The sequence below is a fragment of the Paraburkholderia azotifigens genome, assembly GCF_007995085.1.
Classification (GTDB): domain Bacteria; phylum Pseudomonadota; class Gammaproteobacteria; order Burkholderiales; family Burkholderiaceae; genus Paraburkholderia; species Paraburkholderia azotifigens.
The window spans coordinates 572894-597653 of the sequence record NZ_VOQS01000001.1; the positions used below are offsets into that span (position 1 = coordinate 572894).

The following is a 24760-nucleotide window of genomic DNA, read 5'->3' on the forward strand; positions in this document are numbered from 1 at the left end:
CTCGCCAAAAGCCGACGATGCCCGATGGTAGCCCGTGCGGCGGGGCTCTCGCAACAATTGTTGATGATTTACTTGAAGTTTACGCGCTAAATGTTGTCCCGCGCGGACGCTGGATCCGCGCAGAGCGGGCGTCTTTAGATGCGCCGCGCATAAAACCGTCGAAGGAGCACAAATGAAAAAGCCGCTTCCGGCTTACACCGGAAGCGGCCCGAGAGGGAGCGAAAGGCGCGTTACAGAATGTCGGACGCGTAATCCGCCAGACGTGAGCGCTCGCCGCGCGCGAGCGTGACATGCCCGCTGTGCGCCCAGCCCTTGAAGCGATCGACGACATACGTGAGGCCCGAACTGCCTTCCGTCAGATACGGCGTATCGATCTGCGCGATGTTGCCGAGGCAGATGATCTTCGTGCCCGGACCCGCACGCGTGACGAGCGTCTTCATCTGCTTCGGCGTCAGGTTTTGCGCCTCGTCGATGATCAGATACTTGTCGACGAACGTACGGCCGCGCATGAAGTTCATGCTCTTGATCTTCAGGCGCGAGCGGATCAGTTCCTGCGTCGCCGCGCGGCCCCATTCACCCGCGGCATCATCCGTCTTCTGCAGCACTTCGAGGTTGTCATCGAATGCGCCCATCCACGGCTGCATCTTTTCCTCTTCCGTGCCGGGCAGGAAGCCGATGTCTTCGCCGACAGGAACCGTCGCGCGCGTCACGATGATCTCGTTGTAGCGCTTGTCGTCGAGCACCTGCGCGAGACCCGCCGCCAGCGCGACCAGCGTCTTGCCCGTGCCCGCCTGGCCGAGCAGCGTGACGAAGTCGATCTCGGGATTCATCAACAGGTTCAGCGCGAAGTTCTGCTCGCGATTGCGCGCCGTGATGCCCCACACGTTGTTCTTGTGGTGGCCGTAGTCGCGCAGCGTCTGCAGCAGCGCCGTCTTGCCGTTCAGCTCGCGCACGATCGCGTGGAACGCCGGCTCGCCGTTCTGCGGCTCCAGATAGACGAACTCGTTGACCAGCATCGACGCGCACAACGGGCCCGTCACGCGGTAATACGTGGTGCCCGTCTTCGTGTCCTGCCAGCTCTCCATGTCCTTCGCGTGCTTCGTCCAGAAATCGGGCGGCAGCTGACGGATACCGGAGTAGAGCAGGTCCTTGTCTTCGAGAACCTGGTCGTTGAAGTAGTCTTCGGCGGGTAGGCCGAGCGCGTGCGCCTTGATGCGCATGTTGATGTCTTTCGACACCAGCACGACCTGACGATCCTCCCGGTCGCGTTGCAGCGCGCGCACGACGCCGAGAATCTGGTTGTCGGCCTTGCCTTGCGGCAGGCCTTCGACGGGCTCGATATGCGTGAGCTTCGTCTGGAAATACAGACGTCCCAGCGCTTCGCGGCTGCCGAGGCGCGCAAGGGGAATGCCTTCCGACATCTCGCCCGCGTTCGCGACGAGCGTATCCAGCGTGCGGCTCACCTGACGAGCATTGCGCGCGACTTCCGACATCCCCTTCTTGTGATTGTCGAGCTCTTCCAACGTCATCATGGGCAGATAGACGTCGTGTTCCTCGAAGCGGAAGAGGCAGGTCGGATCGTGCATCAGCACGTTGGTGTCGAGCACGAACAGCTTGCGAATTTCGACCTGGGCACCCTTGGCCGCGCCTTTCTTCGCGCCCGTGCGGGGCGCCTTGGCGGCCGTGGCGGCGGGCGCTTCTGCGTCGGCGGAACCCTTGCCGCGGCGCGCGACGACGGGCGCGGCCGTTTCCGTGTCGGCTGCGGGCGCGGACGGTACCGGCTGCAGCAATGCGGCCGTCTGCTTCGTCTTGCGGCTGCGCGACGGTGCGGCTTCTGCAACGGTGGGGGCGGCGCTCGGAACGGGGCGCAAGGTGGTTGCCGCGTTGGCGGCGTGCGTCATCGGTGCGGCAACATTGGCGCGGCCATATTCGGCCGATGCGGCTTGCTCCCCTTCTTGTGCCTGTTTTCGACCAGGCTTTGCAGGCTTCGCCGTGTATTCATCAGGCGGCAACAGATTGCCGAGCTTGCTGGGGGGGTAGGCAAAGGCATGGTTTCCCTCAAATAAAGCGGGTCACAATTCTTCGCCGCCTGCCGCAAACTGTCGTGCGTTGTGCGCTCGCAATTTGCGTCCGGTGGCGCGTGTCGGATTAGTAATGCCGGTTCGCCTGGTTTTCGATCGGCTCCTTGACGAAAGTGCGCTGCGAACGACGCGAGCTGCTTCGCGCAATGAAAAAAGCCGCCGCCCCGGCAACCGGGGCAAGCGGCTTGACTTCGGTCATCGCATTGCGCCTCATGGCTCGCCTCATTGCCGGAATCACTGCCTTGTGGTCAGCGACGACAACTACGCGATCTGCAGCGCAACTGCGGAAAAAAGTATGTGAACAGGCACTCATTGCGGCCCAATATAACGCGCCTCAAAGCGCTTGTACAGCCTCCAGAATCTCGTCGACGTGCCCCGGCACTTTCACGCCGCGCCACTCGCGGCGCAACACGCCTTCGGCATCGATAACGAATGTGGAGCGCTCGATTCCCCGTACTTCTTTGCCATACATTTTCTTCAGTTTCATGACGCCGAAGAGCGTGCACAGCATTTCGTCGGGGTCCGATACCAAGGTAAACGGCAGTTCGAGCTTGGCCTTGAAGTTATCGTGCGAGCGGACGCTGTCGCGCGATACGCCGATGATCTCTGCGCCCGCCTTCTTGAACTTCGGATACAGGTCGCGGAACTGCAGGCCTTCCGTCGTGCAGCCGGGCGTGTTGTCTTTCGGATAGAAATACACGACAACCTTCTTGCCGAGCAGGCTGGACAGCGTGAAGTCGCCGCCGGTGGCCGGGGCGGTGAAATCGGGAACGGGTTGATCGACTGCGATGGGCACGAGGTCCTCCGGTTGTTATCGGTGTCGGCGGCGGCACGGGCCGCGCGCCTGAACTTTTTCTTCGGGGTTGCTTGGGGTCGCTTTGGGCTTGCCCCGCGAGGCGGCATCGGGACGATCATGCGGCGCGTTGCGCGAGTCGGCAGGTGGCCAATCGTCCGCCCGGCGAACAGGACGGCATGCATCGGGCGCGTATCGACTGAAGGGACGATGCGCGGCCCCGTGCACGGCTAGTCGGGCTGAACGATCAGTTCGCCGGAGCGGCCCGGGATTTCACCCCACGTGACAGGGTACGACGGCAGTGTGTCGCGGTCTAGCGTGGCGTGGTAATCGCCCATCGTCGCGAACGTGTGGCCTTGCGCGCGCCAACCGGCCAGCAGCTGCTCGAACACGGGCGCGAGCTTCTGGCCTTCGAGCTCCGCGTGCAGCGTGAACACCTGATCGTGCGGATTGTTCTCGGTGCGCTTGAGCATCCACGCGGCGACGTTGTCCGTGTCGATACCGTCGACGCCCAGCACTTCGTCGAGCGTGGGCAGCGTGGTCGGCATCTGCACATGCGATAGCGTGCGTCCGCCGACGACCGGGAAATAGGGCGTATGCCCGCGCCCGTCGGACGCGTACCGCATGCCCCACGCGTCGATCTGCTCGAACGCGTGGCCGTTCATCTGCCAGCCGGCCGCGCCGTGCGTGACGGGCGGCATGCCGAAGATGTCCGCGAAACGGTCGTGGCTCTTCTGCATCTGCGCGACCGTCCAGTCGCGCGGACGCGAACGGACGTTGTCCTGCCAGTAGACGTGATCCCACGTGTGGATACCGCATTCGAAACCGGCTTCGTGGATCGCGCGCATCTCCGAGCGGGCGCGCGCGCCGATGTCCGGTCCCGGCAGCAGCACGCCGTACATCAGCTGCTTGACGCCGTAATGCTCGACCACCGAGGTGCGCGACACCTTCTTCAGGAAGCCCGGCCGCAGCACGCGCCGCATCGCCCAGCCGGTGTGATCGGGGCCGAGGCTGAACAGGAACGTGGCGCGCGCCTTGTAGCGGTCGAAGATACGCGCGAGATTCGGCACGCCTTCACGCGTGCCGCGCAACGTATCGACGTCGATCTTCAGGACGATCAAGGCCAAGAGCGGCAGCCTTTAATTTTGCTCGACGAGAGCGCGTGCCTCGGCAACATGGCCGCGGTACGCTTCGAAGATCTTGCGCAGGGCTTCGTCGAACGTCGATTGCGGCGCCCAGTTGAGTTCCTGCTTCGTGTTGTCGATCTTCGGCACCCGGTTCTGCACGTCCTGATAGCCCGAGCCGTAGTACGCGCCCGACGACGTCTCGACGAGCTGCACCTTCTTCGCCGATTCCGCGTACTCGGGGTATTCGGCCGCCAGCGCCAGCATCTTGTGCGCGAGTTCGCGCACTGAGAAGTTGTTGGTCGGATTGCCGATGTTGTAGATCTTGCCCGTCGCAATGCCGTTCTTGTTCTCGATGATCTTCATCAGCGCGCTGATGCCGTCGTCGATGTCCGTGAACGCGCGCTTCTGCGCACCGCCGTCGACGAGGCTGATGTTCTCGCCGCGCACGATATGGCCGAGGAACTGCGTGACCACGCGCGACGAACCTTCCTTCGGCGTGTAGATCGAGTCGAGGCCCGGGCCGATCCAGTTGAACGGACGGAACAGCGTGAAGTTCAGGCCTTCCATGCCATAGCCCCAGATCACGCGGTCCATCAGCTGCTTCGAGCACGCATAGATCCAGCGCGGCTTGTTGATCGGGCCGTAGGTGAGGGCGGACGCGTCCGGGTCGAACTGCTCGTCCGCGCACATGCCATAGACTTCCGACGTCGACGGGAAGACGAGATGCTTGCCGTACTTCACGGCCGAACGGACGATGGGCAGGTTTGCCTCGAAGTCCAGTTCGAACACGCGCAGCGGCTGCTTCACGTACGTGGCGGGCGTGGCGATCGCGACGAGCGGCAGGATCACGTCGCACTTCTTCACGTGATACTCGACCCACTCCTTGTTGATCGTGATGTCACCCTCGAAGAAATGCATGCGCTCGTGGTTCACGAGGTCGCCGAGGCGTTCGGTCTGCATGTCCATGCCGAACACTTCCCAGTCGGTCGTTTCGAGAATGCGCTTGGACAGGTGATGGCCGATGAAGCCGTTCACACCCAGAATCAGGACTTTTTTCATGCGTTACGGAAAGATTGAGTGAGCTGGGTGAATTCGGCGGGGGTGACGACGCGCTCGCTGCCGTCGCGCTGATGCCGCAATTCGTGGATGGCGACCACGCGGCCGTCGCCGCATGTCGCAACAAAGCCATTATCGCCTACGTGGATGCCGGGCGGCAAATCCGCGCCGGCCGCACCGGGCTGCGCGAGACGCGCGCGCGCCACGACGAAGCGCTCGCCGCCGATCTCCGTGAACGCGCCGGGATACGGCGGCGCCACGGCGCGGATCAGGTTGTAGACCCGCTGGCCGCTCTGGCTGAAGTCGAGGCGTCCGTCTTCCGGCTTGCGTCCGCCGAAGTAGCTGCCGTGCGCGAGGTCGTTCGGCAGATGCGGCGCCTCGCCTTTCAACAGCGCGGGCAGCACGCGCCAGAGCGTCTGCTCGGCGGCGACCGTCACCTTGTCGAACACCTGGGCGGCCGTGTCGTCGGGCAGGATGGGCACGGGCGTCTGCGCAATGATCGCGCCTGCGTCCGGCTTCGCGGCCATTTCATGCAGCGTCGCGCCCGTTTCCGTTTCGCCGTTCAGCACGGCCCAGTTGGTAGGCACGCGGCCACGGTATTTCGGCAGCAGCGATCCGTGCATGTTGTACGCGCCGCGCGGCGCGATAGCGAGCAGATCCGCGGGCAGCATGTGCCGGTAGTAGAACGAGAAGATGAAGTCGGGGCGCGCGTCGACGATGCGCGCGCGCAACTCGGGACTTTTCGGATCGGCGGGCGTCACGACGGGAATGTCGTGTTCGGCCGCGACGGACGCCACGCTGCCGAACCAGATGTTTTCCGTGGGACTGTCTTCGTGCGTGACGACGAGGGACACCTCGACGCCGCGCGCGAGCAGCACCTGCAGGCAGCGCACACCGACGTTGTGATACGCGAAAACGACGGCGCGCGGCTTCATGCGCCTTGTCTCCGTTCGTCACGGGCGATGGGCGATGGCTGCATGCCCTGCACGACCGATTGCCGCGGCTGTGCCGCGACGGGTTCGCCGTCGCGCTGTTCGAGAATGGTCTGCACCAGGTAGCGCGGACGTGCGCGCACCTGCTGATAGATGCGGCCGATGTATTCGCCGAGCAGCCCTAGCGCGAAGATGATCACGCCGAGCATGAAGAATGTGATGGCGAACAGCGTGAACACGCCTTGCACTTCCGCGCCGAGGATGAAGCGGCGAATCAGCAGCAGCACGAACAGGGCCGCCGAGCCCATCGACAGAATCACGCCGATGAACGACAGCCATTGCAGCGGCACCACCGAGAAGCCCGTCACCAGGTCGAAGTTCAGGCGGATCAGGCTGTAGATCGAATACTTGGATTCGCCCGCGAAGCGCTCTTCGTGCGCGACTTCGATTTCGACGGGGTTTTGCGCGAACGTGTAGGCGAGCGCGGGGATGAACGTGTTGACTTCGCCGCAGCGGTTGATCGTGTCGATCACGTGACGGCTATACGCACGCAGCATGCAGCCCTGGTCGGTCATCTTGATGCGCGTGATGCGTTCGCGCAGCCGGTTCATCGCCAGCGACGCCTTGCGCCGCCACAGGCTGTCGCGGCGCTGCATGCGGATCGTGCCGACGTAGTCGAAGCCTTCGCGCATCTTCGCGCACAGCTTGCCGATTTCTTCCGGCGGATTCTGCAGGTCGGCATCGAGCGTGATGACGATCTGGCCGCGCGACTGCTCGAAGCCCGCGAGAATCGCCATGTGCTGCCCGTAGTTGCCGTTCAGCAGGATCACACGCGTGGTGTCGGGGCGGGCGCGGAACTGGTCGGCGAGCATGGCGGGCGACCGGTCGCGGCTGCCGTCGTTGATGAAAATCACCTCGTAGCTCGTGCCGAGCGCGTCGAGCGCCGGGTACAGGCGCGAGAACAGCGCGGCGAGGCCTTCCTCCTCGTTGTAGACGGGGATGACGACCGACAGTTCGGGAGCGACCGTGCGTGGGTCCGATTGATTCATTTCCCTGGATTTCCGCTTTATTGACCGTATTGTTCGCAAATCTCGTTGACGGCGCGGCACACGCGCTCGACATCGCCTTCGTTCATCTGCGTGAAGAGCGGCAGCGTGACCGTGGTCGCGCCGTAGTGCTCCGCATGCGGATACATGCCTTCCTTGTAGCCCATCGCGCGATACAGCGAGAACAGGTGGATGGCCGGGTAGTGCACGCCCGTGCCGATGCCGCGTTCCTTCATCTGTTCCATGAAGCCGGCGCGCGTGATGGACAGGCGCGCGAGCGGCAGCGTGATCAGGAACATGTGCCAGTTCGTGTTCTCGAAGTCCGCCAGCGGCAACCCCATGCCGAGCCTGACGGCCGCGCCGCCTTCAAACCCCGTGAAGTATGCGCGCGCGAGCTTGTGGCGCTGCGTGCGGAAGCGCTCGATATGCTGCATCTGGCCGAGACCGACGCGCGCGGCGACATCCGTCAGGTTGTACTTGCCGCCAAGCAGATCGCAATCCATGCCGTCGAAGCCCGTGCGCGTGATGCCCTGCAGCCGGTATTTCTGCGCGAGGACGGCTTCCTCTTCGTTGTTCAGCACCAGCGCGCCGCCTTCGATCGACGTCAGGTTCTTGTTCGCGTGGAAGCTGAACGACACGATGTCGCCGAGCTTGCCGATGCGCTCGCCGTTCCACGTCGCGCCGAACGCCTGCGCGGCGTCCTCGATCACGCGCAGCTTGTGCGCGCGGGCGATCGCATACAGGCGGTCCATGTCGACGGGCAGGCCCGACAGGAACACGGGGATGATCGCCTTCGTGCGCGGCGTGATCGCCTTTTCCATCAGATCCAGGTCGATGTTGCGCGTGACGGGGTCGATATCGACGAACACGGGCGTCGCGCCCACTTCGAGAATCACGTTGCTCGTCGCGACCCACGACGCAGGCGTCGTGATGACTTCGTCGCCGGCGCCGACGCCCGCGATGCGCAGACCGATTTCCAGCGTCGCCGTGCCCGAGTTGAACGTGCGCACCGGACGGCCGCCGCAGTATTCCGACAACGCCTTTTCGAACGCCTGGTTTTGCGGGCCCGTCGTGATCCAGCCGGAGCGGAGCACGTCGACTACACCGCGGATCGTTTCTTCATCGATCTCGGGACGCACGAACGGCAAAAACGGAACGGATGACTGGGTCATGGGTGGTTGTGCTCGATATAAAAAAGGGTCACGGGACACTGGCCTTACAAAGCCCGAAGTTAGAGCTTTAGTCAAACTCTATCGCCGCGCCTGCGTTAATTGCCGCGAGTGCTCCACGGCGCAATGCGGCGGCGATGATGTGCGAGTTCCGTTGTAATGTCCAGCGCTCGAAACAATTCAGAAGACATTAGCAGACCTGCGCGAGCTTGCCAGGGGCGTTAGCTCTAAAGCCACAGCTTGCGCGCGCTGTCCGTGGGTCAGCTGCGCGCCACGAGAACCACGCCGGCCAGGATCACGCCGATGCCGATCAGGCGTTGAGCCGACAGCACTTCGCCGAACAGATACCACGCGGCGAACGCGTTCACGACGTAGCCGAGCGACAGCATCGGATAGGCGATCGACACATCCACGCGCGACAGCCCGACGATCCACACGACCACGCTCAGCACATAGCAGGCGAGCCCGCCGATGATGGGCAGCTGCGTCGCGATTCGCCAGCCGATGGGAATGATGTTCGACAGCGTGAACTCGAAGTGGCCGATCGCGTTGGTGCCGGCCTTCAGGAGCAGCTGGGCCGTTGCGTTGAGGGCGACGCCCGCGAGAATGCAGAAAAGGGAAATCGGGTTCATCGGAGAGATATCGGGGTGAAGGGGGCGGTCGGTCAGGGCCGGGGCTGCGCGGCGCCGGGCGCGCTGGCGCCCGCGCCAGCACCAGCGGGGAGCGGCTTCTCGACGATCACGCGACGGGCATCGCGCGCGACCACGGTCATCGGCAGATGCTGCTCGCTGAATGCCTGGTAGCGGTCGGGCGACATCAGCGCCAGCGCGTAGCGGTCGGCCTTCCAGCGCTCGACCCATTGCGGGATCGTCGGCACCCATTTCTGCGGTTCGACGGAGACGCCGAACGCCAGTTCGTCGGGGTGCTCGACCATGATCGTCGTATGGCCGACGTAGAACGGCAGCGTGTGGTCGAGCACGCCGACCGAGTAGAAGGGCGTGTCGGCGGGCAACTTCGCGAGCGCGGCCTTGATCGCGGGCGCGAGGGGCGCGCCCGACGACAGCCGGCCGAACGCGTCGTGGCCCGTTCCCGCGATTGTCGCGAGCAACACCCAGCCGAAGCCGAACACCGTCGCCGCGCCGACGATGCCCATCGGCGACGGTGCGCTTGCCGAAACGGGCGAGGCGTTTGCCGAACCGCTCAGCTGACCATTCGATGCGCCGTTCGCGGCATTACGCCGGCGCCGGTTGATCCAGATCGCGACGACCGTGAAGAGGAACCCGACGGCAAGGGCCGCGAAAACCCATGTACGGAACTCGAGGTAAAGCTCGTTCGGATTGCGCCTGTCGCCGAGACGCCCCAGGAACACCGCGCCGAAGCCACCCGCGACGAGGAACAGCGCGTAGCCCGTCAAGTGGCGGTGGAACCGTTCGCGCGTGACGAGGGGCAGATACATGCCGATCACGAGTGCGATCGCGGGTGCGATCGGCAGCGTGTAGGACAGCAGTTTCGAGTGAGATGCGCTGAAGAACAGGAAGATGAACGCCGTCCACACGAACAGCAGCGTGATCGGCGCAAAGCCGTTCGCCTGGCGCGGCATGCGCAGGGCATGCCGGGCGCTTTGGACCGTCACCGACAGCCACGGCAGAAAGCCCACCAGCATCACGGGAACGAAGTAGTACCACGCGCCGGGGCGGTTCTGTTCGGGCGTCAGATAGCGCCTGAACTGCTGGACGATGAAGAAGAAGTTGAAGAACTCCGGATTGCGGTCCTGCACGAGCACGAACCACGGCGTGACGATCGCGAAGAACACGATCAGCCCGCTCACGAGATACAGGCGCTTCCACAGCGCCCAGTCGCGCGCCACGATCGTGTACAGCACCAGCACGGCACCCGGCAGGATCAGGCCGACGAGCCCTTTCGACAGCACCGCGAGCGCCATCGATGCCCAGACGAGCCACATCCACAGCCGCTGCTCGCGCGTGGCCAGACCGGGGCGCTGCGCGAGCAGCAGTCCGCACAGCGTCACTTCCATCCAGAACGACAGGCCCATGTCGAGCGTGTTGAAGTGGCCCATCAGATACCAGTATGGCGCGCTCGCCAGCACGATGGCGGCGAACAGGCCCGTCGCGACGTTGAACGCGCGCGCGCCGGTGTAGCCGATCAGCAGCACGCCCGCGAAGCCCGTCAGCGCCGTGTAGAGGCGCGCCTGCCATTCGCCGATGCCGAACCATGCGAACGACAGCGCGTTCGCCCACGTTTGCAGCGGCGGCTTCTCGAAGTATTTGTAGCCGTTGTAGCGCGGCGTGATCCAGTCGCCCGTCAGGAACATCTCGCGCGCCATCTCCGCGTAGCGGCCTTCGTCGCTCGGCAGCAGATGCCGCCACCCGAGCGGCACGAACCAGATCACGGCGAGGGTGAGCACGAGCAGCAGGACAGTCGTGCGATTGAGCGTCAGCCCGGACGGCTTGTCGTTCATGTGTGTTTTAACCTTTGTCGGCGCCGCTGTCGCGGCTACTTTCTTATACCGTTCGGACAGGTGTCCGCTGCGGCGGTGCGCCGGGTGGGCGCTCCGTGCGAATCCCGGCCGGGCGTGCCGCCGGCGCGCAAGCGGGTCGCGCACGATGCGCCTGCGCCGCGTCGGATGCGGCGCTGCCCGCCGGCGCGGATTGTCCCTGCGCGAGCCTTAGCGCAACCTTATGGAGTCCACCCCTTTGGGGCCACATCTGATGGCGACCGTCATCCGGACTGGCCGATGCACCCGCTAGCGGGCGCTCGCCGATCGGCGCGGAGCGCACGCGAAGGGCGCGAAGCCACGCAGGCGCGCAGTGTACTTGATTCGCAAGACAGCCAAGCCAAAAACGCGTTGCGGCGCCTTTCAGGGCGCGCCACCACGGGGCGCAAGCGCGGCGTCTAGCCCTCGATCAGCAGCGCGGCCGCGACCTTGCGGCCTTCCGCCATCAGAATGTTGTAGGTGCGGCAGGCGGCCTTGAAGTCCATCGTCTCGACGCCGATCCGGTGCGCGGCGAGCGCGGCCGTGAGGCGCGGATGCGGGAAGCGCAGACGCTCGCCGCTGCCGAAGATGACGACTTCCGGCGCGGGCTCGATCAGAAGCGCGAAGTGCTCGGGCGAAAGGGCCTCGAACGACGACACGGGCCAACTGATGACGGGGCCTTCCGGCAGCACGATGATGCTGCCCGAGTGACGTTCGAGATTGATCTCGATGTAGCCGGCGCCGTAGCCCGTGACGGTGTTCAGGGCGCCGCTCGAATCCTGGTGTAATTTCAAACTGGTTTTCCGTGGTCGTCGTAAGACATGCAGTCGCGTTTCGACCGGCCTGCGCAGGCCCGGGTTCAATGCTGCACGGAGGTTCGGGAGTCCTTCTTGCCCGTGCGCACGACAGTCGCAGCGCGCTGCATCCGCATAGGCCGGACGCCAGCCGCCGCGTGCCCGGGATAGACGTAAAACGTGCCCGAGCCTTGCGCGGCCTTGCGTGGTGCATTGCGGAAGTCGGCCAAAATCCGCTAAATTATAACTTTTTGTGCGACGCGAGTCGCATCGACTGGACGGCGAGAGCCGTCCCATTGGTGGCACCTTGTGGCCACCCCTTGTGTAGCAAGCGAAACCGAGCGCTGTCAGGTTTGGAATCGCTGCCGTACACGCTCGCGGGTCTTTGGACCTGTGTGCGTAATTGCATTGACCTGATTACCGTCAGGTTCCGCCCAGTTAGCGGCTTCAACTCCGCTAACAAAGCGGATTGGGGTATGTGATTTGAGGTGTGTCGAGCGCAAGCTCGGTGTGTCATTGTTCCATCCCGCGGTTTATTGCGGGATAGGGAACCTGCTGTACGACCAGCAGTAGCCTAGGAGGACATGCGTCACTGGCAACGGTGGGGTGTGAAGCTTCTCTGACAATGTAGCCCCCGGAGGTTTCGGGCGGATGAGCGCTGTGAGGCGGTCATCCGGAGACTCCTAGCAGCAATGGGGTCAAGGAGCTAGGCTGGCTGATAGGGTTAACGTATGTGAACTGCTGATAAACCTCGTTAATAATGCAGTGCCAAAGCTGCTGATAGGCACTAACCAAAAGGTGAGCGGTCGGTCAATCCGCTAGAAGGTCGGATTGCGTCGTCGTTGAACCGCCGGGGAATAGGCAGAACCTACGTCAGTCGTGTGACATACCGGGAACGCGGTAAGCCCGTATCGCTGCCAGCGCGGTATGGCTGGCAGGCGGACCGCAAGGAACGCTGTTGGCGGTGCGGGTATGGGAGGACGGAGAAAGCGAATGCCGGGCTGTAATGGTCCGGATAGGGGTTGAGACATTACCCTACGCGATAAGCGGGCAGACTTCCGTCTGGTCTACCGTCGCAAGATGGCTGGCAGACCTTAAGACTTGGTGAGACACGGGCGTTTCCGTCCGTGCGTAGTACATGGATGACTTATGGGCGCATGCGCCCATATTTGTTCAACTGTTGTTCCCCAGCGGGGTGTATCTACCCCGCTGGGGAAGATGCGCCTTCTGCTATGGGAATGATCAACCCAAGGTAGGAGAGCAGCATGAAAGTATCTGTCCGAAAGGATGGATCTGCGCTTTCCCACGTGCCTGACAACTGGTACGCCGTAGATTGGCGTCGAGTCGAACGGAACGTGAGAGGGATGCAGATTCGAATTGCGAAGGCGACGCGGGAAGGTGACTGGCGCAGGGTGAAAGCTTTGCAACGGATGCTGACCCGCACGTTGTCCGCAAAGTTGTATGCGGTACGACGTGTTACGCAGAACCAGGGTGCGCGAACGGCGGGAGTCGATCGCGAACTGTGGGATTCGCCTGAGAGCCGATGGGAAGCCGTCGGCAGGTTAAAGCGGCGTGGATACAAGCCTCTGCCATTACGGAGAGTCTTTATCCCCAAGGCCAATGGGAAGGAGCGCCCTTTGGGCATTCCGACCATGCGGGACAGGGCGATGCAAGCCCTGTATCTGCTGGCACTGGAGCCGGTGTCGGAATCGACGAGCGACCCGAACTCCTATGGGTTCAGGATTAACCGCTCGACTGCCGATGCCATGTCGCAAATATTCGTCGCCATGTCCCAGAAGGGCTCTGCCCGCTGGGTGCTGGAAGCGGATATCAAAGGCTGCTTCGACTGGATCAATCACGACTGGCTGATCGCCAATGTTCCGATGGACAAGGAGATCATCCGGAAGTGGTTGAAGGCTGGCCTGATTTACAAGGGGCAGTTACAGGCGACTGAGGCCGGTACGCCGCAGGGAGGGATTATCTCCCCGACGCTGGCCAACGTGACGCTGAACGGGCTGGAACGAGAACTGGTTTCGCACCTCGGTGCGAAGTTCGGGATCGCAAAAGCCAAGAAGCTGAAAGTGAATGTGGTGCGGTATGCGGATGACTTCGTTATCACTGGCGACTCGCGAGAGATGCTGGAGACCGAAGTCAGACCTTGGGTGGAAGCATTCCTCTCTGTTCGGGGGCTGCAACTGTCGGAGGAGAAAACGCGGATCACCCACATTGACGAAGGTTTCGATTTCCTTGGGTGGAATTTCCGGAAGTATTCGGGGAAGCTGCTCATCAAGCCGAGCAAGAAGAACGTGCAAACGTTCTATCGCAAGGTGTCGGAAACGATCAGCGGCAACAAGGCGGTAAGGCAGGAGGATCTGATCCGATTGCTGAACCCCGTGTTACGGGGATGGGCGCAGTACCACAGCCCCGTCGTGGCGAAGCAGGCGTACAACCGCATGGAGTATCTGGTCTTCCGGAGACTCTGGTGGTGGTCTAAGAGGCGGCATCCGCAGAAGAACGCCCGTTGGGTGGGACAGAAGTACTTCCACTCAGTTGGCGAGCGGCAGTGGGTGTTCGCTGCTCCCGTGGTTTGGAAAGACGGCAGCAAGGGACTGTTTGAGCTATACCAGATCAACGGTACGGTTATCAAACGGCACAAGAAGGTGAAAGGGGACTACCATCCCTTTGATCCGACGTGGGAGCAGTATGGCGAGCAGTTGCGTCAGGAACGCATGTGGGAATCCGTGCGTTACCGGAAGCAATGGGCGACGCTGTACATGTCACAGAGCGGGTTGTGTGCGCACTGTGGCTGTGCACTGACGGATGACACCGGCTGGCACGACCATCATCTGGAGTATCGGATGCATGGCGGGTCGGACGCGTTGTCCAACCGGGTATTGCTTCACCCGCACTGCCACCAGCAGGTGCACGCTGGTAAACTTGTAGTAACGAAGCCGGTTCCGTCGTAGACGGGGCATTGTTTGTAGGCTCGAGCTGTATGCGGTGAAAGCCGCACGTACAGTTCCAAGGGGGCTCCTTTTCCGAGAGGAAAGGGAGCTACCCTACAGCCGCCCGGCGGCTCCCCGCGAGGTTCGCGCGCTGCCACAAGCCGCGCCCGCCCGGCTGGCGACTGCGCCTGCCATTGCCAGTGGGGTGCCCGGAGCGCGTCGGCAGAGGCGCCACCCGAACGTCTGCCCGGCCCCTTGACGGCCGCGCGCCGCCGACGTCCCGCACCATGCACTGCGCCTGCCCGCGCCGCGCGGCTGTCGCAGTTCCCGTTCTCATGGCTTGCCCGCTGCGTGGGGCGAGAGCTCTGTGGTTCCGCTCATTTATCCAGGATGAAGTGCCCGTCGTGAAACCGATACTCAAATCCAACAAGCTGTTGAATGTCTGCTACGACATTCGCGGGCCCGTTCTCGAACACGCGAAGCGCCTCGAAGAGGAAGGCCATCGCATCATCAAGCTGAACATCGGCAATCTGGCGCCGTTCGGTTTCGACGCGCCGGACGAAATCATCCAGGACATGATCCGCAACCTGCCGGAGTCGTCCGGCTATTCGGATTCGAAGGGCGTGTTCGCCGCGCGCAAGGCGATCATGCATTACGCGCAGCAGAAGAAGGTCGTGGGCGTCGAGCTGGACGACATCTACATCGGCAACGGCGCGTCCGAGCTGATCGTGATGGCGTTGCAGGCGCTCCTGAACGACGGCGACGAAGTGCTGCTGCCCGCACCCGACTATCCGCTGTGGACGGCGGGCGTGAGCCTGTCGGGCGGCACGCCCATCCATTACGTCTGCGACGAATCGAACGCGTGGATGCCCGACCTCGACGACATCCGCGCGAAAATCACGCCGAACACGAAGGCGCTCGTCGTCATCAACCCGAACAACCCGACGGGCGCGCTGTACTCGGACGAACTGCTGCTCGGCCTGATCGAGATCGCGCGCCAGCACGGCCTCGTCATCTTCGCGGACGAGGTCTACGACAAGATCGTCTACGACGGCAAGACCCACACGTCGATGGCCGCGCTGTCCGAAGACGTGCTCACCGTCACGTTCAACAGCCTGTCGAAGAGCTACCGCTCGTGCGGCTATCGCGCGGGCTGGATGTGGGTCTCCGGCCTGACGGGCGAGAACCGCCGCCGGGCGAAAGACTACTTCGAAGGGCTCGGCATTCTGGCGTCGATGCGCCTGTGCCCGAACGTGCCGGGCCAGTACGCGATCCAGACGGCGCTCGGCGGCTATCAGAGCATTAACGAACTGATCGCGCCGGGCGGCCGCCTCTACAAGCAGCGCGAGCTCGCGTACGACATGCTGACGGCGATTCCGGGCGTGACCTGCGTGAAGCCCGAGGCGGCGCTGTACATGTTCCCGCGCCTCGATCCGAAGATGTACCCGATCGAAAACGACCAGCAGTTCATCCTCGATCTGCTGCTGGAAGAGCGCGTGCTGCTCGTGCAGGGCAGCGGCTTCAACTGGAAGACGCCGGATCATTTCCGCGTCGTGTTCCTGCCGAACATCGACGATCTCGCCGACTCGATCAACCGGATCGCGCGCTTCCTCGACGGCTATCGCAAACGCCACGCGGCCTGAGCGCAGAGCATCCGCGCCCGAACCGATTTACCAATCACTCACTCGACATACACGCTGCATGGAACCGATCAAAGTTGGACTGCTGGGCTTCGGCACGGTAGGCAGCGGCACCTTCACGGTACTGCGCCGCAACCAGGAAGAAATCAACCGACGCGCGGGCCGCGGCATCGAGATTGCGCGCATTGCCGTGCGCAATCCCGCCAAGGCGACGGCCGCGCTCGGCAACGAAGCGGGCACAGTGGCGATCACCGATGACTTCGGTTCGGTCGTCGACGATCCGTCGATCGACATCGTCGCCGAGATGATCGGCGGCACGGGCATTGCGCGCGAGCTCGTGCTGCGCGCGATCAGCAACGGCAAGCATGTCGTGACGGCCAACAAGGCGCTGCTCGCCGTGCACGGCACGGAAATTTTCGAGGCCGCGCGCGCAAAAGGCGTGATGGTCGCGTTCGAGGCGGCCGTCGCCGGCGGCATCCCGATCATCAAGGCGTTGCGCGAAGGTCTGACGGCCAACCGCATCCAGTACATCGCGGGCATCATCAACGGCACGACGAACTACATCCTGTCGGAGATGCGCGACCGCGGCCTCGACTTCGCGACGGCCCTGAAGGCCGCGCAGGAACTCGGCTATGCGGAAGCGGACCCGACCTTCGACATCGAAGGCGTCGACGCGGCGCACAAGGCCACGATCATGAGCGCGATCGCGTTCGGCGTGCCCGTGCAGTTCGACAAGGCGTACGTCGAAGGCATCAGCAAGCTCGCCGCGATCGATATCAAGTACGCGGAAGAACTCGGCTATCGCATCAAGCTGCTCGGCATCACGCGTCGCACGGACAAGGGCATCGAACTGCGCGTGCATCCCACGCTGATCCCGGCCAAGCGTCTGCTCGCCAACGTGGAAGGCGCGATGAATGCCGTGGTCGTGCATGGCGACGCCGTCGGCACGACGCTGTACTACGGCAAGGGCGCGGGCGCGGAGCCGACGGCGTCCGCCGTGGTCGCCGATCTCGTCGACGTAACGCGCCTGCATACGGCCGATCCCGAGCATCGCGTGCCGCATCTGGCGTTCCAGCCGGACCGACTGTCGAACACGCCGATCCTCCCCATCGACGAAGTGACGAGCGGCTATTACCTGCGTCTGCGCGTCGCCGACGTGACGGGTGTGCTGGCCGACATCACGCGTATCCTGGCCGATACGGGCATCTCGATCGACGCGCTGCTGCAGAAGGAATCGGAGCATGTCGACGCGTCGAAGAAGGGCGAGACGGACATCATCCTGATCACGCACGAGACGGTCGAAAAGAACGTCAACGCGGCGATCGCGAACATCGAGGCGCTGAAGACGGTCGTGTCGAAAGTGACGAAGCTGCGCATGGAAGCGCTGGACTGACGCACCGCACACACGTAAAGAGGCAAGCTCATGAACTACATTTCCACGCGCGGTGCCGGCATCGGCGAGCGCCACACGTTTTCCGACATCCTGCTCGGCGGTCTCGCGAAGGATGGCGGCCTGTACCTGCCGAACGAATATCCGAAGGTCACGGCGGATGAACTCGCGCGCTGGCGCACGCTGCCGTACGCGGATCTCGCGTTCGAGATCCTGCGCAAGTTCAGCGACGACATTCCCGCCGACGACCTGCGCGAACTGACGCGCCGCACGTACACGGCGCAAACGTATTGCAACGTGCGCGACGAAGAGAACGCCGCGCAGATCACGCCGCTGAAGACGCTCGGCGTCGAGAACGGCGCGCCGCTGTCGCTGCTCGAACTGTCGAACGGTCCGACGCTCGCGTTCAAGGACATGGCGATGCAGCTGCTCGGGAACCTGTTCGAGTACACGCTCGCGAAGCACGGCGAAACGCTGAACATTCTCGGCGCGACATCGGGCGACACGGGCAGCGCCGCCGAATACGCGATGCGCGGCAAAAAGGGCATTCGCGTGTTCATGCTGTCGCCGCACAAGAAGATGAGCGCGTTCCAGACGGCGCAGATGTACAGCCTTCAGGATCCGAACATCTTCAATATCGCTGTCGAAGGCGTGTTTGACGATTGCCAGGACATCGTCAAGGCGGTGTCCAACGATCACGCGTTCAAGGCGCAGCAGAAGATCGGCACGGTCAACTCGATCAACTGGGCGCGCGTGGTCGCGCAGGTCGTGTACTACTTCAAGGGCTATTTCGCGGCGACGAAGAGCAACGACGAGCGCGTGTCGTTCACGGTGCCGTCGGGCAACTTCGGCAACGTGTGCGCGGGACACATCGCGCGCATGATGGGCTTGCCGATCGAGAAGCTGGTCGTTGCAACGAACGAAAACGACGTGCTCGACGAGTTCTTCCGCACGGGCATTTACCGTGTACGCAAGTCGGCGGAGACGTATCACACGAGCAGTCCGAGCATGGACATTTCGAAGGCGTCGAACTTCGAGCGTTTCGTGTTCGATCTGCTCGGCCGCGATCCGCAGCGTGTGCTGCAGCTGTTCCGCGACGTCGAGGAGAAGGGCGGCTTCGACTTGCAGGCGAGCGGCGATTTCGCGCGCGTGACGGAATTCGGCTTCGTGTCGGGGCGCAGCGATCACGACGATCGCGTCGATACGATTCGCGACGTGTTCCAGCGTTACGACACGATGATCGATACGCATACTGCCGATGGCGTGAAGGTCGCGCGCGAGCATCTGCAGGCGGGCGTGCCGATGGTGGTGCTGGAGACTGCTCAGCCAATCAAGTTCGGCGAGACGATTCGCGAAGCGCTGGAGCGCGAGCCGGAGCGTCCGGCAGCGTTTAGCGGACTCGAGAGTTTGCCTCAACGGTTTGAGGTGCTGCCCAATGATGCGCAGCGGGTTAAGGAGTTTGTCGCTGCGCATACTCGTTGAGGTTGGTTTTTTTTGGCGTACCGCCGGGGGCGGCTTTTTGATGCCTGGCGGTGCGCGTGTTTTTTGAGGTTTTTTGCTGCGCTGGCATCCGCGGTTTCGTGGTTCGCATCCGCGATGTCGTATCTGTGCTTCACGCGTTGCCCCTGTGCGGGGCGGCACCTACTTTTCTTTGCAGCGGCAAAGAAAAGTAGGCAAAAGAAAGCTGCTCACCTCGCCAGTTCTAGTCGTTGCCTGCGGGCCCCCCACGGGTCCCGCACTCCACGCGGCAACGCGCCAATCCACGCTCGTTGCCAGCGCCTTTGACAGGCGCATCACCCTCTCCAGTCACCCGTAGCGCAGCCAGCGGCAGCGAACGGTTTGTGCAGCCCAGGTGGCAAACGGTGTGTAGCTTGTCGCACCGTATGCGTCGGCGCTCCTACGACACCGATCGTGCTTTTCAGTCCGGAGTGGTGCACTTCCGTCGCGATAGCCTACACACCGTTTGCCACCTGGGCGGCCGTGGCCTTCCGGTAACGCAATTCGTGACGCGGGATTGTGATGTGGGTGAGGCGTGAGTTAGTACGCTGGCAACGGGCGTAAGACAGTGCGATGCCGTCTGGAGTGCGGGACCCGTGGGGGGCCCGCAGGCAACGACTAGAACTGGCGGTGTTGGCCCGCTTTCTTTGCTTAAGGAAGGTCTGAACAACCCGTTTTCTGCCTGGGATCTTTAACTGGCACGCGCGCAGTGGAATTCGCGTCCTCATTCACGCTGTGTTGAACCGATGCCGGTCGCATCTTGCGCATGGACGCTGCGCCTTTGGGGGGCGTCTTCACCCTTCATTTCGCTTTACCGAGCACCCCGCGAGCCAACCAGAGATTGATCAGCGCGAACTGCGTTTCGATCTGCGCCGTGTTTTTCGCCAGTCCCCGATACCGCGCCTTCAGATAGCCGAACTGACATTTGAGCACCCGAAACGGGTGCTCAACCTTCGCCCGCACGCCCGCCTTGAGCCGCTCGACTTTCTCGTAGATTCTGTCGAGCCGCTTGCTTTTGTCCAGCTTTCTTCGCTTGCTCGGCCTCATCGCCACGTGCCACTGGACGGCACCCGTTTCGCCTCGCTTCTCGATGCCCACGTAGCCCGCATCGGCAAACGCAACCTGCTCGTCGCCGTGCAACAGTTCATGCGCCACCGTGACGTCGTGAACATTCGCCGGCGTGCACTTCACGGTATGCACCAGCCCCGACTCCACATCGACTCCGATGTGCGCCTTCATACCGAAGTACCAGCTACCGCCCTTTTGCGTCTGGCTCATCTCGGGGTCTCGCGTGCCGGCCTTCTTCGTCGAACTGGGTGCCGAAATCAGCGTTGCGTCGACCGCCGAGCCCACCTTGAGCATCAGGCCCTTCGCCTGCAGGATCTCGTTGACCGTCGCCAGCATTCTGGCCGACAGCTCATGGGCCTCAAGCAGGTGCCGGAATCGCAGGATCGTGCTCTCGTCAGGCAGCCGCGTCATACCCGTGCCCAGCAGCGCGAACTCCCGGTACAGCGGTATGTCGTGCAGCGCCTCCTCCATCGCCGGGTCCGAGAGGCTGAACCATTGCTGCAGGAAGTGAATGCGCAACATCGTTGCGACTGGGAACGGTGGGCGGCCGGTCTTGCCTTTCGGATAGTGCGGTTCGATGAGCGCAATCAGCTTCTGCCACGGCACCACGCGCGTCATCTCATCGAGAAACTCGCGCTTGCGGGTGCGCTTCGTTGACAGATCCAGACCAAGACCAAGTTGTGTCATCACGCCACTCCATGAATTCTCCTGATCCCAGGATAGTCCAAGCTCACGTCAATGCCAGGACTTTTGCAGAGATTCCCTTACTTTCTTTGCGGCGGCAAAGAAAGTAAGTGCCGCCCCGCACAGGGGCGACGCATGAAGCACAGATACGAATTCGCGGATGCCAGCGAATACAACGCAAGAGCGCCCCTCCCGCTACAATGATTCTTTCCGAATCGCTCCAAAAATCGACCGATGTCCACCCCCACGCCTCCGGCGCCGCCCGGACAAACCGGACAAGCCGGACAAACAGCAGCGCCCCGCGCCCCCATGCTCTCGACAGCCGACGCGCTCGCGACGCTGCTCGGCGCCGCCGTGCAGATCGACGGCACCGAAACGCTGCCGACTCTCGACGCGACCAACCGCGTTCTGGCCGCCGACGTTGTCTCGCCACTCGATGTCCCGCCCATGCATACGAGTTCGATGGACGGTTACGCGGTGCGCGTTGCCGAACTGTCGCAGGGCGAACGGCGTCTGCCCATCTCGCAGCGGATTCCGGCGGGGCACGCGCCGCAAGCGCTCGCCGAGGGCACGGCCGCGCGCATCTTCACCGGCGCGACGGTGCCGCCCGGTGCCGATGCCATCGTGATGCAGGAACAGACGGAAGCCGCGGGCGACGAAGTGACGATCCTGCATACGCCGAAAGCGGGCGAGTGGATCACGCAGCAAGGCGCGGACATCCGCAAGGGCGCGACGATCCTGCCCGCCGGCACGCGGCTATCACCGCAGGCGCTCGGGCTGGCGGCGTCCGTCGGCTGTGCGAATCTCGAAGTCGTGCGGCGCGTGAAGGTTGCCGTATTTTTCACGGGCGACGAATTGACGATGCCCGGCGAACCGCTCAAGCCCGGTGCCATCTATAACTCGAACCGCTTCACGCTGACGGGACTGCTGCACAAGCTCGGCTGCGAAGTGACCGACTACGGCATCGTGCCCGACAAGCTAGACGCGACCCGCCACACGCTGCGCGAAGCCGCCCAGATGCACGATCTGATCCTGACGTGCGGCGGCGTGTCCGTCGGCGAGGAAGATCATGTGAAACCCGCGGTCGAAGCGGAAGGGCGGCTGTCGATGTGGCAAATCGCCATGAAACCGGGCAAACCGCTCGCATTCGGCGCGATTCATCGCGCGGCCAGGCAAAACGAAGCTGACACGGCCAACGAAACCTTCTTCATCGGCCTGCCGGGCAATCCCGTTTCCACGTTCGTCACGTTCCTGCTGTTCGTGCGACCCTTCCTGCTGCGCCTCGCGGGCGTGCGCACCGTGACCCCGCGCGCGCTGTCGCTGCGCGCCGATTTCACGCAGCACAAGGGCGACCGCCGTAACGAATTTCTGCGCGCGCGCGTCAACGCCGCGGGTGGCCTAGATCTGTTCCCGAACCAGAGTTCGGCCGTGCTGACGTCGACCGTCTGGGGCGACGGATTGATCGACAATCCGCCGAATCACACCATCAGCGCCGGCGAAACCGTGCGCTTCATTCCGTTTTCCGAATTGCTGAACTGATTGATGAACTGAGCGCGGCTCCAACCGAGCCGCTACCGACGATGAAGATCCAGCTGAAATATTTTGCGAGCGTGCGTGAAGCGCTCGGCCGCTCCGATGAAGCCGTGGAACTGCCCGAAGGCATCGCCACCGTGGGCGACGTGCGTGCGTGGCTGCGCGTGCGCGGCGGCGTGTGGGCGGAGGCGCTCGAGGAAGGCCGCGCGCTGCGCATGGCCTGCAATCACGTGATGACGGATGCAGGCACGCGCATCACAGACGGCTGCGAAGTCGCGTTCTTTCCGCCCGTCACGGGCGGCTGACCCGGCTACGAGGATCGAGCGATGACCGTGCGCGTTCAGACTGAAGATTTCGATCTGTCGACGGAAGTGGCCGCGTTGCGCGCGCAGAACCCGAAGGTGGGCGCCGTCGCGTGCTTCGTCGGCACGGTGCGCGACATCAACGAAGGTGAAACCGTCGAGACGATGGAGCTCGAGCATTATCCGGGCATGACGGAGAAGTCGCTGGAAGCGATCGTCGAGGCCGCGCGCGAGCGCTGGCCGGGCACCGAAGTGCTGATCGTGCACCGCGTCGGCAAGCTGATGCCGCTCGACCAGATCGTGCTGGTCGCGACGACGTCGAAGCATCGCGGGAACGCGTTCGCGTCGTGCGAATTCGTGATGGACTATCTGAAAACCCAGGCGCCGTTCTGGAAAAAGGAAAAAACCGTAAGCGGCGAGCGCTGGGTCGACGCGCGCGTCACCGACGACGAAGCGCTTGCGCGCTGGGGACTCGAATCGCTGAATTCGAAAGCGGATTAAACGTTATTCGTTGAACGCTTCAACAATTAACGCCGGCGCGATTTATCGGTTTCAAATGTCGAATCGCGATTGTCGAATGGCAATTGTTAAATCGCCGGCGTTAGCTTCAGTCAATCATCGTCCCGCGATTTTCCGATGATTTTGGCGGGAAACGGCTCGCCACCCGGACGCGCATGCTCGGCTTCGTGTTCGTCGCGCGGGCGGCGGCGCGGCGCGATGCGTTCCAGCAGCGCCTGCTGTTCGGCGGGAATCTGGTAGTCCCAGCCGAATTTGCTCAACTGCAGGCTCTGTGCGATACGCAGCGCCGGTTCCATGAAGCGGACAGCGGCGGCGGGCTCGTAGCGTGACTCGACCGTATCCAGGAACAGGTACAGCCAGCGGCTGAAATGGCGCGACTCGAGGCCTTCGAGCGGCATATGCGCCTGCTGCACGTTGCCCCGATACTGCTTCGCGCCCAGCACCAGCGACCCCCAGAACACGCACATTTTCGGCAGATGCTCGTCCCAGCGTCCCGCGAGCTTCTGCTCGAAGGCGGGACCGAGCAGCACGTCGGCGCGCACGCGATCATAGAACGCATAGACGAGTTCGCGGATGTTCTCTTCAGTGGGTTCCGCATACCGGGTGGCAAGCCGGTCGACGGCGGGAATATCTGCAGTAATTTCAGACTTCATATCTGGAACAAAAGTGAGTCGCGCCAAATGCGCAGACGCAAATGTTGGAGGCGTGTTTATTAATTCAGAAAAAAATGCGCTTCAAACGAAAGTTAGCGTTTATAGTTACGCGAAATAACGAGATAAATGCGGCAATAAGATGTGTTTTAAATGCATGTTATTGCACGCTGCAGTACAGGCGTTAGTGGAGCTGGCGTGAACATTCCGCATGCCGTCTCCGTCGCGATTTGCCTTTCAATGAGACTCACAGACTATACCGATTACTCGCTGCGCGTGCTGCTTTACCTCGCAGTTCGATCCGAAGGACTGGCAACGATACAGGACATCTCCGACGCCTATGGCATATCGAAGAATCATCTGATGAAGGTGGTTCAGCGGCTCGCCGAACTCGGCTGGGTCGAAACCGTGCGCGGACGCAACGGCGGTCTGCGGCTGTATGAGCATTCGTCGTCGCTGACGGTCGGCGAAGTGGTACGCGCAGCCGAGAGCGACTTCGCGCTCGTCACGTGTCTGAACGGCACCGATCCGAGCGGGGCACATCGCGAGTGTGTCATTCAGTCGCAATGCAGGCTGAAGAGCATTCTTGAATCGGCACGCGATGCTTTTTTCCGCGAACTCGACAACTATACGATCCGCGATATCGCCGAACCGGCATCGCCGTTGATGTCGCTGCTCGGGCTCAAGCCGTCAGCCGTCGTCGTGCCAATTGTGCCCGTCGTCTCGACGGGCACCTGAGCGTCATGCAGGTGCGGGCGTCCTGTTTCACGGCCATGATGCCTGAAGCCTGAAGCCTGAAGCCTGAAGCCTGAAGCCTGAAGCCTGAAGCCTGAAGCCTGAGACGCGCTCGCGCGAACCGCTCAGGTCGCGGCATTGCGCCGCGTGTTCTCGCTGCCGCCTTCCTTCCATCCGACCCTCCGCCGGGCTACACTGACCTCTGTCCCCGCGTCGCCTTCGCGGCCCGTACGTTCGTGCGGGCCGCTCACAAATTCTCTCTTCTTCGTCCAAAAAAGCGCTTGAAACCCGAATAAAACGCCTCA

The 24760-nt window shown here is 62.8% G+C and carries 19 protein-coding genes and 1 pseudogene; 8 read left to right on the forward strand and 12 right to left on the reverse strand.

Annotated elements, in window-relative coordinates; translation table 11 throughout:
- Positions 1-230: 230 nt before the first annotated feature.
- The 10 genes and pseudogenes from FRZ40_RS02570 to FRZ40_RS02615 all read right to left on the reverse strand — a co-directional run bounded on the left by FRZ40_RS02570 (position 231) and on the right by FRZ40_RS02615 (position 11492).
- A pseudogene (locus tag FRZ40_RS02570) lies at positions 231-2050 on the reverse strand (PhoH family protein).
- Positions 2051-2415: 365 nt separating this feature from the next.
- On the reverse strand, positions 2416-2877 hold the full coding sequence (locus tag FRZ40_RS02575; RefSeq protein WP_147233191.1) for a peroxiredoxin: 462 nt from the start codon (positions 2875-2877) through the stop codon (positions 2416-2418).
- A 227-nt stretch (positions 2878-3104) separates the two neighbouring features.
- Entirely contained in the window at positions 3105-4001 is an 897-nt protein-coding gene (locus FRZ40_RS02580) for a polysaccharide deacetylase family protein (protein WP_028365138.1), read from the reverse strand.
- Between the two features lie 12 nt (positions 4002-4013).
- Positions 4014-5060 carry a bifunctional UDP-4-keto-pentose/UDP-xylose synthase gene (locus tag FRZ40_RS02585; protein WP_028365137.1) on the reverse strand — a complete coding sequence of 349 codons (1047 nt, stop codon included), beginning with the start codon at positions 5058-5060 and terminating at the stop codon, positions 4014-4016.
- Positions 5057-5992, reverse strand: a complete 936-nt coding sequence (locus tag FRZ40_RS02590; protein ID WP_147233193.1) for a formyltransferase — start codon at positions 5990-5992, stop codon at positions 5057-5059. Before FRZ40_RS02590 ends, FRZ40_RS02585 begins: the two co-directional genes overlap by 4 nt.
- Complete coding sequence (locus tag FRZ40_RS02595) at positions 5989-7038, reverse strand: glycosyltransferase (protein WP_028365135.1); 1050 nt, start codon at positions 7036-7038, stop codon at positions 5989-5991. Before FRZ40_RS02595 ends, FRZ40_RS02590 begins: the two co-directional genes overlap by 4 nt.
- A gap of 17 nt (positions 7039-7055) precedes the next feature.
- Positions 7056-8207, reverse strand: coding sequence for a DegT/DnrJ/EryC1/StrS family aminotransferase (locus tag FRZ40_RS02600; RefSeq protein ID WP_147233195.1), 1152 nt, complete (start codon positions 8205-8207; stop codon positions 7056-7058).
- Positions 8208-8464: 257 nt separating this feature from the next.
- A complete protein-coding gene (locus FRZ40_RS02605; protein ID WP_028365133.1) occupies positions 8465-8836 on the reverse strand; it encodes an SMR family transporter in 372 nt (123 codons plus the stop codon).
- 32 nt (positions 8837-8868) lie between these two features.
- Positions 8869-10683 carry a glycosyltransferase family 39 protein gene (locus tag FRZ40_RS02610; protein ID WP_147233197.1) on the reverse strand — a complete coding sequence of 605 codons (1815 nt, stop codon included), beginning with the start codon at positions 10681-10683 and terminating at the stop codon, positions 8869-8871.
- A gap of 434 nt (positions 10684-11117) precedes the next feature.
- Entirely contained in the window at positions 11118-11492 is a 375-nt protein-coding gene (locus FRZ40_RS02615; protein ID WP_028365131.1) for an Mth938-like domain-containing protein, read from the reverse strand.
- Between the two features lie 1265 nt (positions 11493-12757).
- Here FRZ40_RS02615 and ltrA point away from each other — a divergent pair.
- From ltrA to thrC, 4 genes are all read left to right on the forward strand, one after another.
- Entirely contained in the window at positions 12758-14458 is a 1701-nt protein-coding gene (gene ltrA, locus FRZ40_RS02625; RefSeq protein ID WP_147233201.1) for a group II intron reverse transcriptase/maturase, read from the forward strand.
- 374 nt (positions 14459-14832) lie between these two features.
- Entirely contained in the window at positions 14833-16080 is a 1248-nt protein-coding gene (locus FRZ40_RS02630) for a pyridoxal phosphate-dependent aminotransferase (protein ID WP_147233203.1), read from the forward strand.
- A 58-nt stretch (positions 16081-16138) separates the two neighbouring features.
- Positions 16139-17470, forward strand: coding sequence for a homoserine dehydrogenase (locus tag FRZ40_RS02635; RefSeq protein WP_028365129.1), 1332 nt, complete (start codon positions 16139-16141; stop codon positions 17468-17470).
- Between the two features lie 30 nt (positions 17471-17500).
- Complete coding sequence (gene thrC / locus FRZ40_RS02640; protein ID WP_028365128.1) at positions 17501-18949, forward strand: threonine synthase; 1449 nt, start codon at positions 17501-17503, stop codon at positions 18947-18949.
- A gap of 816 nt (positions 18950-19765) precedes the next feature.
- On the opposite strand, the gene FRZ40_RS02645 is transcribed toward thrC, so the two are convergent.
- Positions 19766-20719 carry an IS5 family transposase gene (locus FRZ40_RS02645; protein WP_147233054.1) on the reverse strand — a complete coding sequence of 318 codons (954 nt, stop codon included), beginning with the start codon at positions 20717-20719 and terminating at the stop codon, positions 19766-19768.
- Positions 20720-21025: 306 nt separating this feature from the next.
- Between FRZ40_RS02645 and FRZ40_RS02650 the strand changes: the two genes are divergently transcribed.
- The 3 genes from FRZ40_RS02650 to moaE are packed head-to-tail and all read left to right on the forward strand — an operon-like array spanning position 21026 to position 23052.
- Entirely contained in the window at positions 21026-22255 is a 1230-nt protein-coding gene (locus FRZ40_RS02650) for a molybdopterin molybdotransferase MoeA (RefSeq protein ID WP_147233204.1), read from the forward strand.
- A gap of 41 nt (positions 22256-22296) precedes the next feature.
- The gene (gene moaD / locus FRZ40_RS02655) at positions 22297-22554 is read left to right on the forward strand and encodes a molybdopterin converting factor subunit 1 (RefSeq protein ID WP_147233206.1); all 258 of its coding nucleotides are present in this window, start codon (positions 22297-22299) and stop codon (positions 22552-22554) included.
- A 21-nt stretch (positions 22555-22575) separates the two neighbouring features.
- A complete protein-coding gene (gene moaE, locus FRZ40_RS02660) occupies positions 22576-23052 on the forward strand; it encodes a molybdopterin synthase catalytic subunit MoaE (RefSeq protein WP_147233208.1) in 477 nt (158 codons plus the stop codon).
- Between the two features lie 110 nt (positions 23053-23162).
- Here moaE and FRZ40_RS02665 read toward each other — a convergent pair whose 3' ends face one another.
- On the reverse strand, positions 23163-23723 hold the full coding sequence (locus FRZ40_RS02665) for a group III truncated hemoglobin (protein ID WP_147233210.1): 561 nt from the start codon (positions 23721-23723) through the stop codon (positions 23163-23165).
- A gap of 237 nt (positions 23724-23960) precedes the next feature.
- On the opposite strand from FRZ40_RS02665, the gene FRZ40_RS02670 reads away from it, so the two are divergent.
- Entirely contained in the window at positions 23961-24458 is a 498-nt protein-coding gene (locus tag FRZ40_RS02670) for an Rrf2 family transcriptional regulator (RefSeq protein WP_028365123.1), read from the forward strand.
- Positions 24459-24760 lie beyond the last annotated feature (302 nt).

Coding starts and splice junctions, on each gene's coding strand:
- thrC (WP_028365128.1), top strand. CDS start 17,501: ATGAACTACATTTCCACGCGCGGTGCCGGCATCGGCGAGCGCCACACG.
- FRZ40_RS02605 (WP_028365133.1), bottom strand. CDS start 8,836: ATGAACCCGATTTCCCTTTTCTGCATTCTCGCGGGCGTCGCCCTCAAC.
- FRZ40_RS02600 (WP_147233195.1), bottom strand. CDS start 8,207: ATGACCCAGTCATCCGTTCCGTTTTTGCCGTTCGTGCGTCCCGAGATC.
- FRZ40_RS02645 (WP_147233054.1), bottom strand. CDS start 20,719: ATGACACAACTTGGTCTTGGTCTGGATCTGTCAACGAAGCGCACCCGC.
- FRZ40_RS02595 (WP_028365135.1), bottom strand. CDS start 7,038: ATGAATCAATCGGACCCACGCACGGTCGCTCCCGAACTGTCGGTCGTC.
- FRZ40_RS02650 (WP_147233204.1), top strand. CDS start 21,026: ATGCTCTCGACAGCCGACGCGCTCGCGACGCTGCTCGGCGCCGCCGTG.
- FRZ40_RS02610 (WP_147233197.1), bottom strand. CDS start 10,683: ATGAACGACAAGCCGTCCGGGCTGACGCTCAATCGCACGACTGTCCTG.
- moaD (WP_147233206.1), top strand. CDS start 22,297: ATGAAGATCCAGCTGAAATATTTTGCGAGCGTGCGTGAAGCGCTCGGC.
- FRZ40_RS02585 (WP_028365137.1), bottom strand. CDS start 5,060: ATGAAAAAAGTCCTGATTCTGGGTGTGAACGGCTTCATCGGCCATCAC.
- FRZ40_RS02635 (WP_028365129.1), top strand. CDS start 16,139: ATGGAACCGATCAAAGTTGGACTGCTGGGCTTCGGCACGGTAGGCAGC.
- FRZ40_RS02665 (WP_147233210.1), bottom strand. CDS start 23,723: ATGAAGTCTGAAATTACTGCAGATATTCCCGCCGTCGACCGGCTTGCC.
- moaE (WP_147233208.1), top strand. CDS start 22,576: ATGACCGTGCGCGTTCAGACTGAAGATTTCGATCTGTCGACGGAAGTG.
- FRZ40_RS02590 (WP_147233193.1), bottom strand. CDS start 5,992: ATGAAGCCGCGCGCCGTCGTTTTCGCGTATCACAACGTCGGTGTGCGC.
- ltrA (WP_147233201.1), top strand. CDS start 12,758: ATGAAAGTATCTGTCCGAAAGGATGGATCTGCGCTTTCCCACGTGCCT.
- FRZ40_RS02670 (WP_028365123.1), top strand. CDS start 23,961: ATGAGACTCACAGACTATACCGATTACTCGCTGCGCGTGCTGCTTTAC.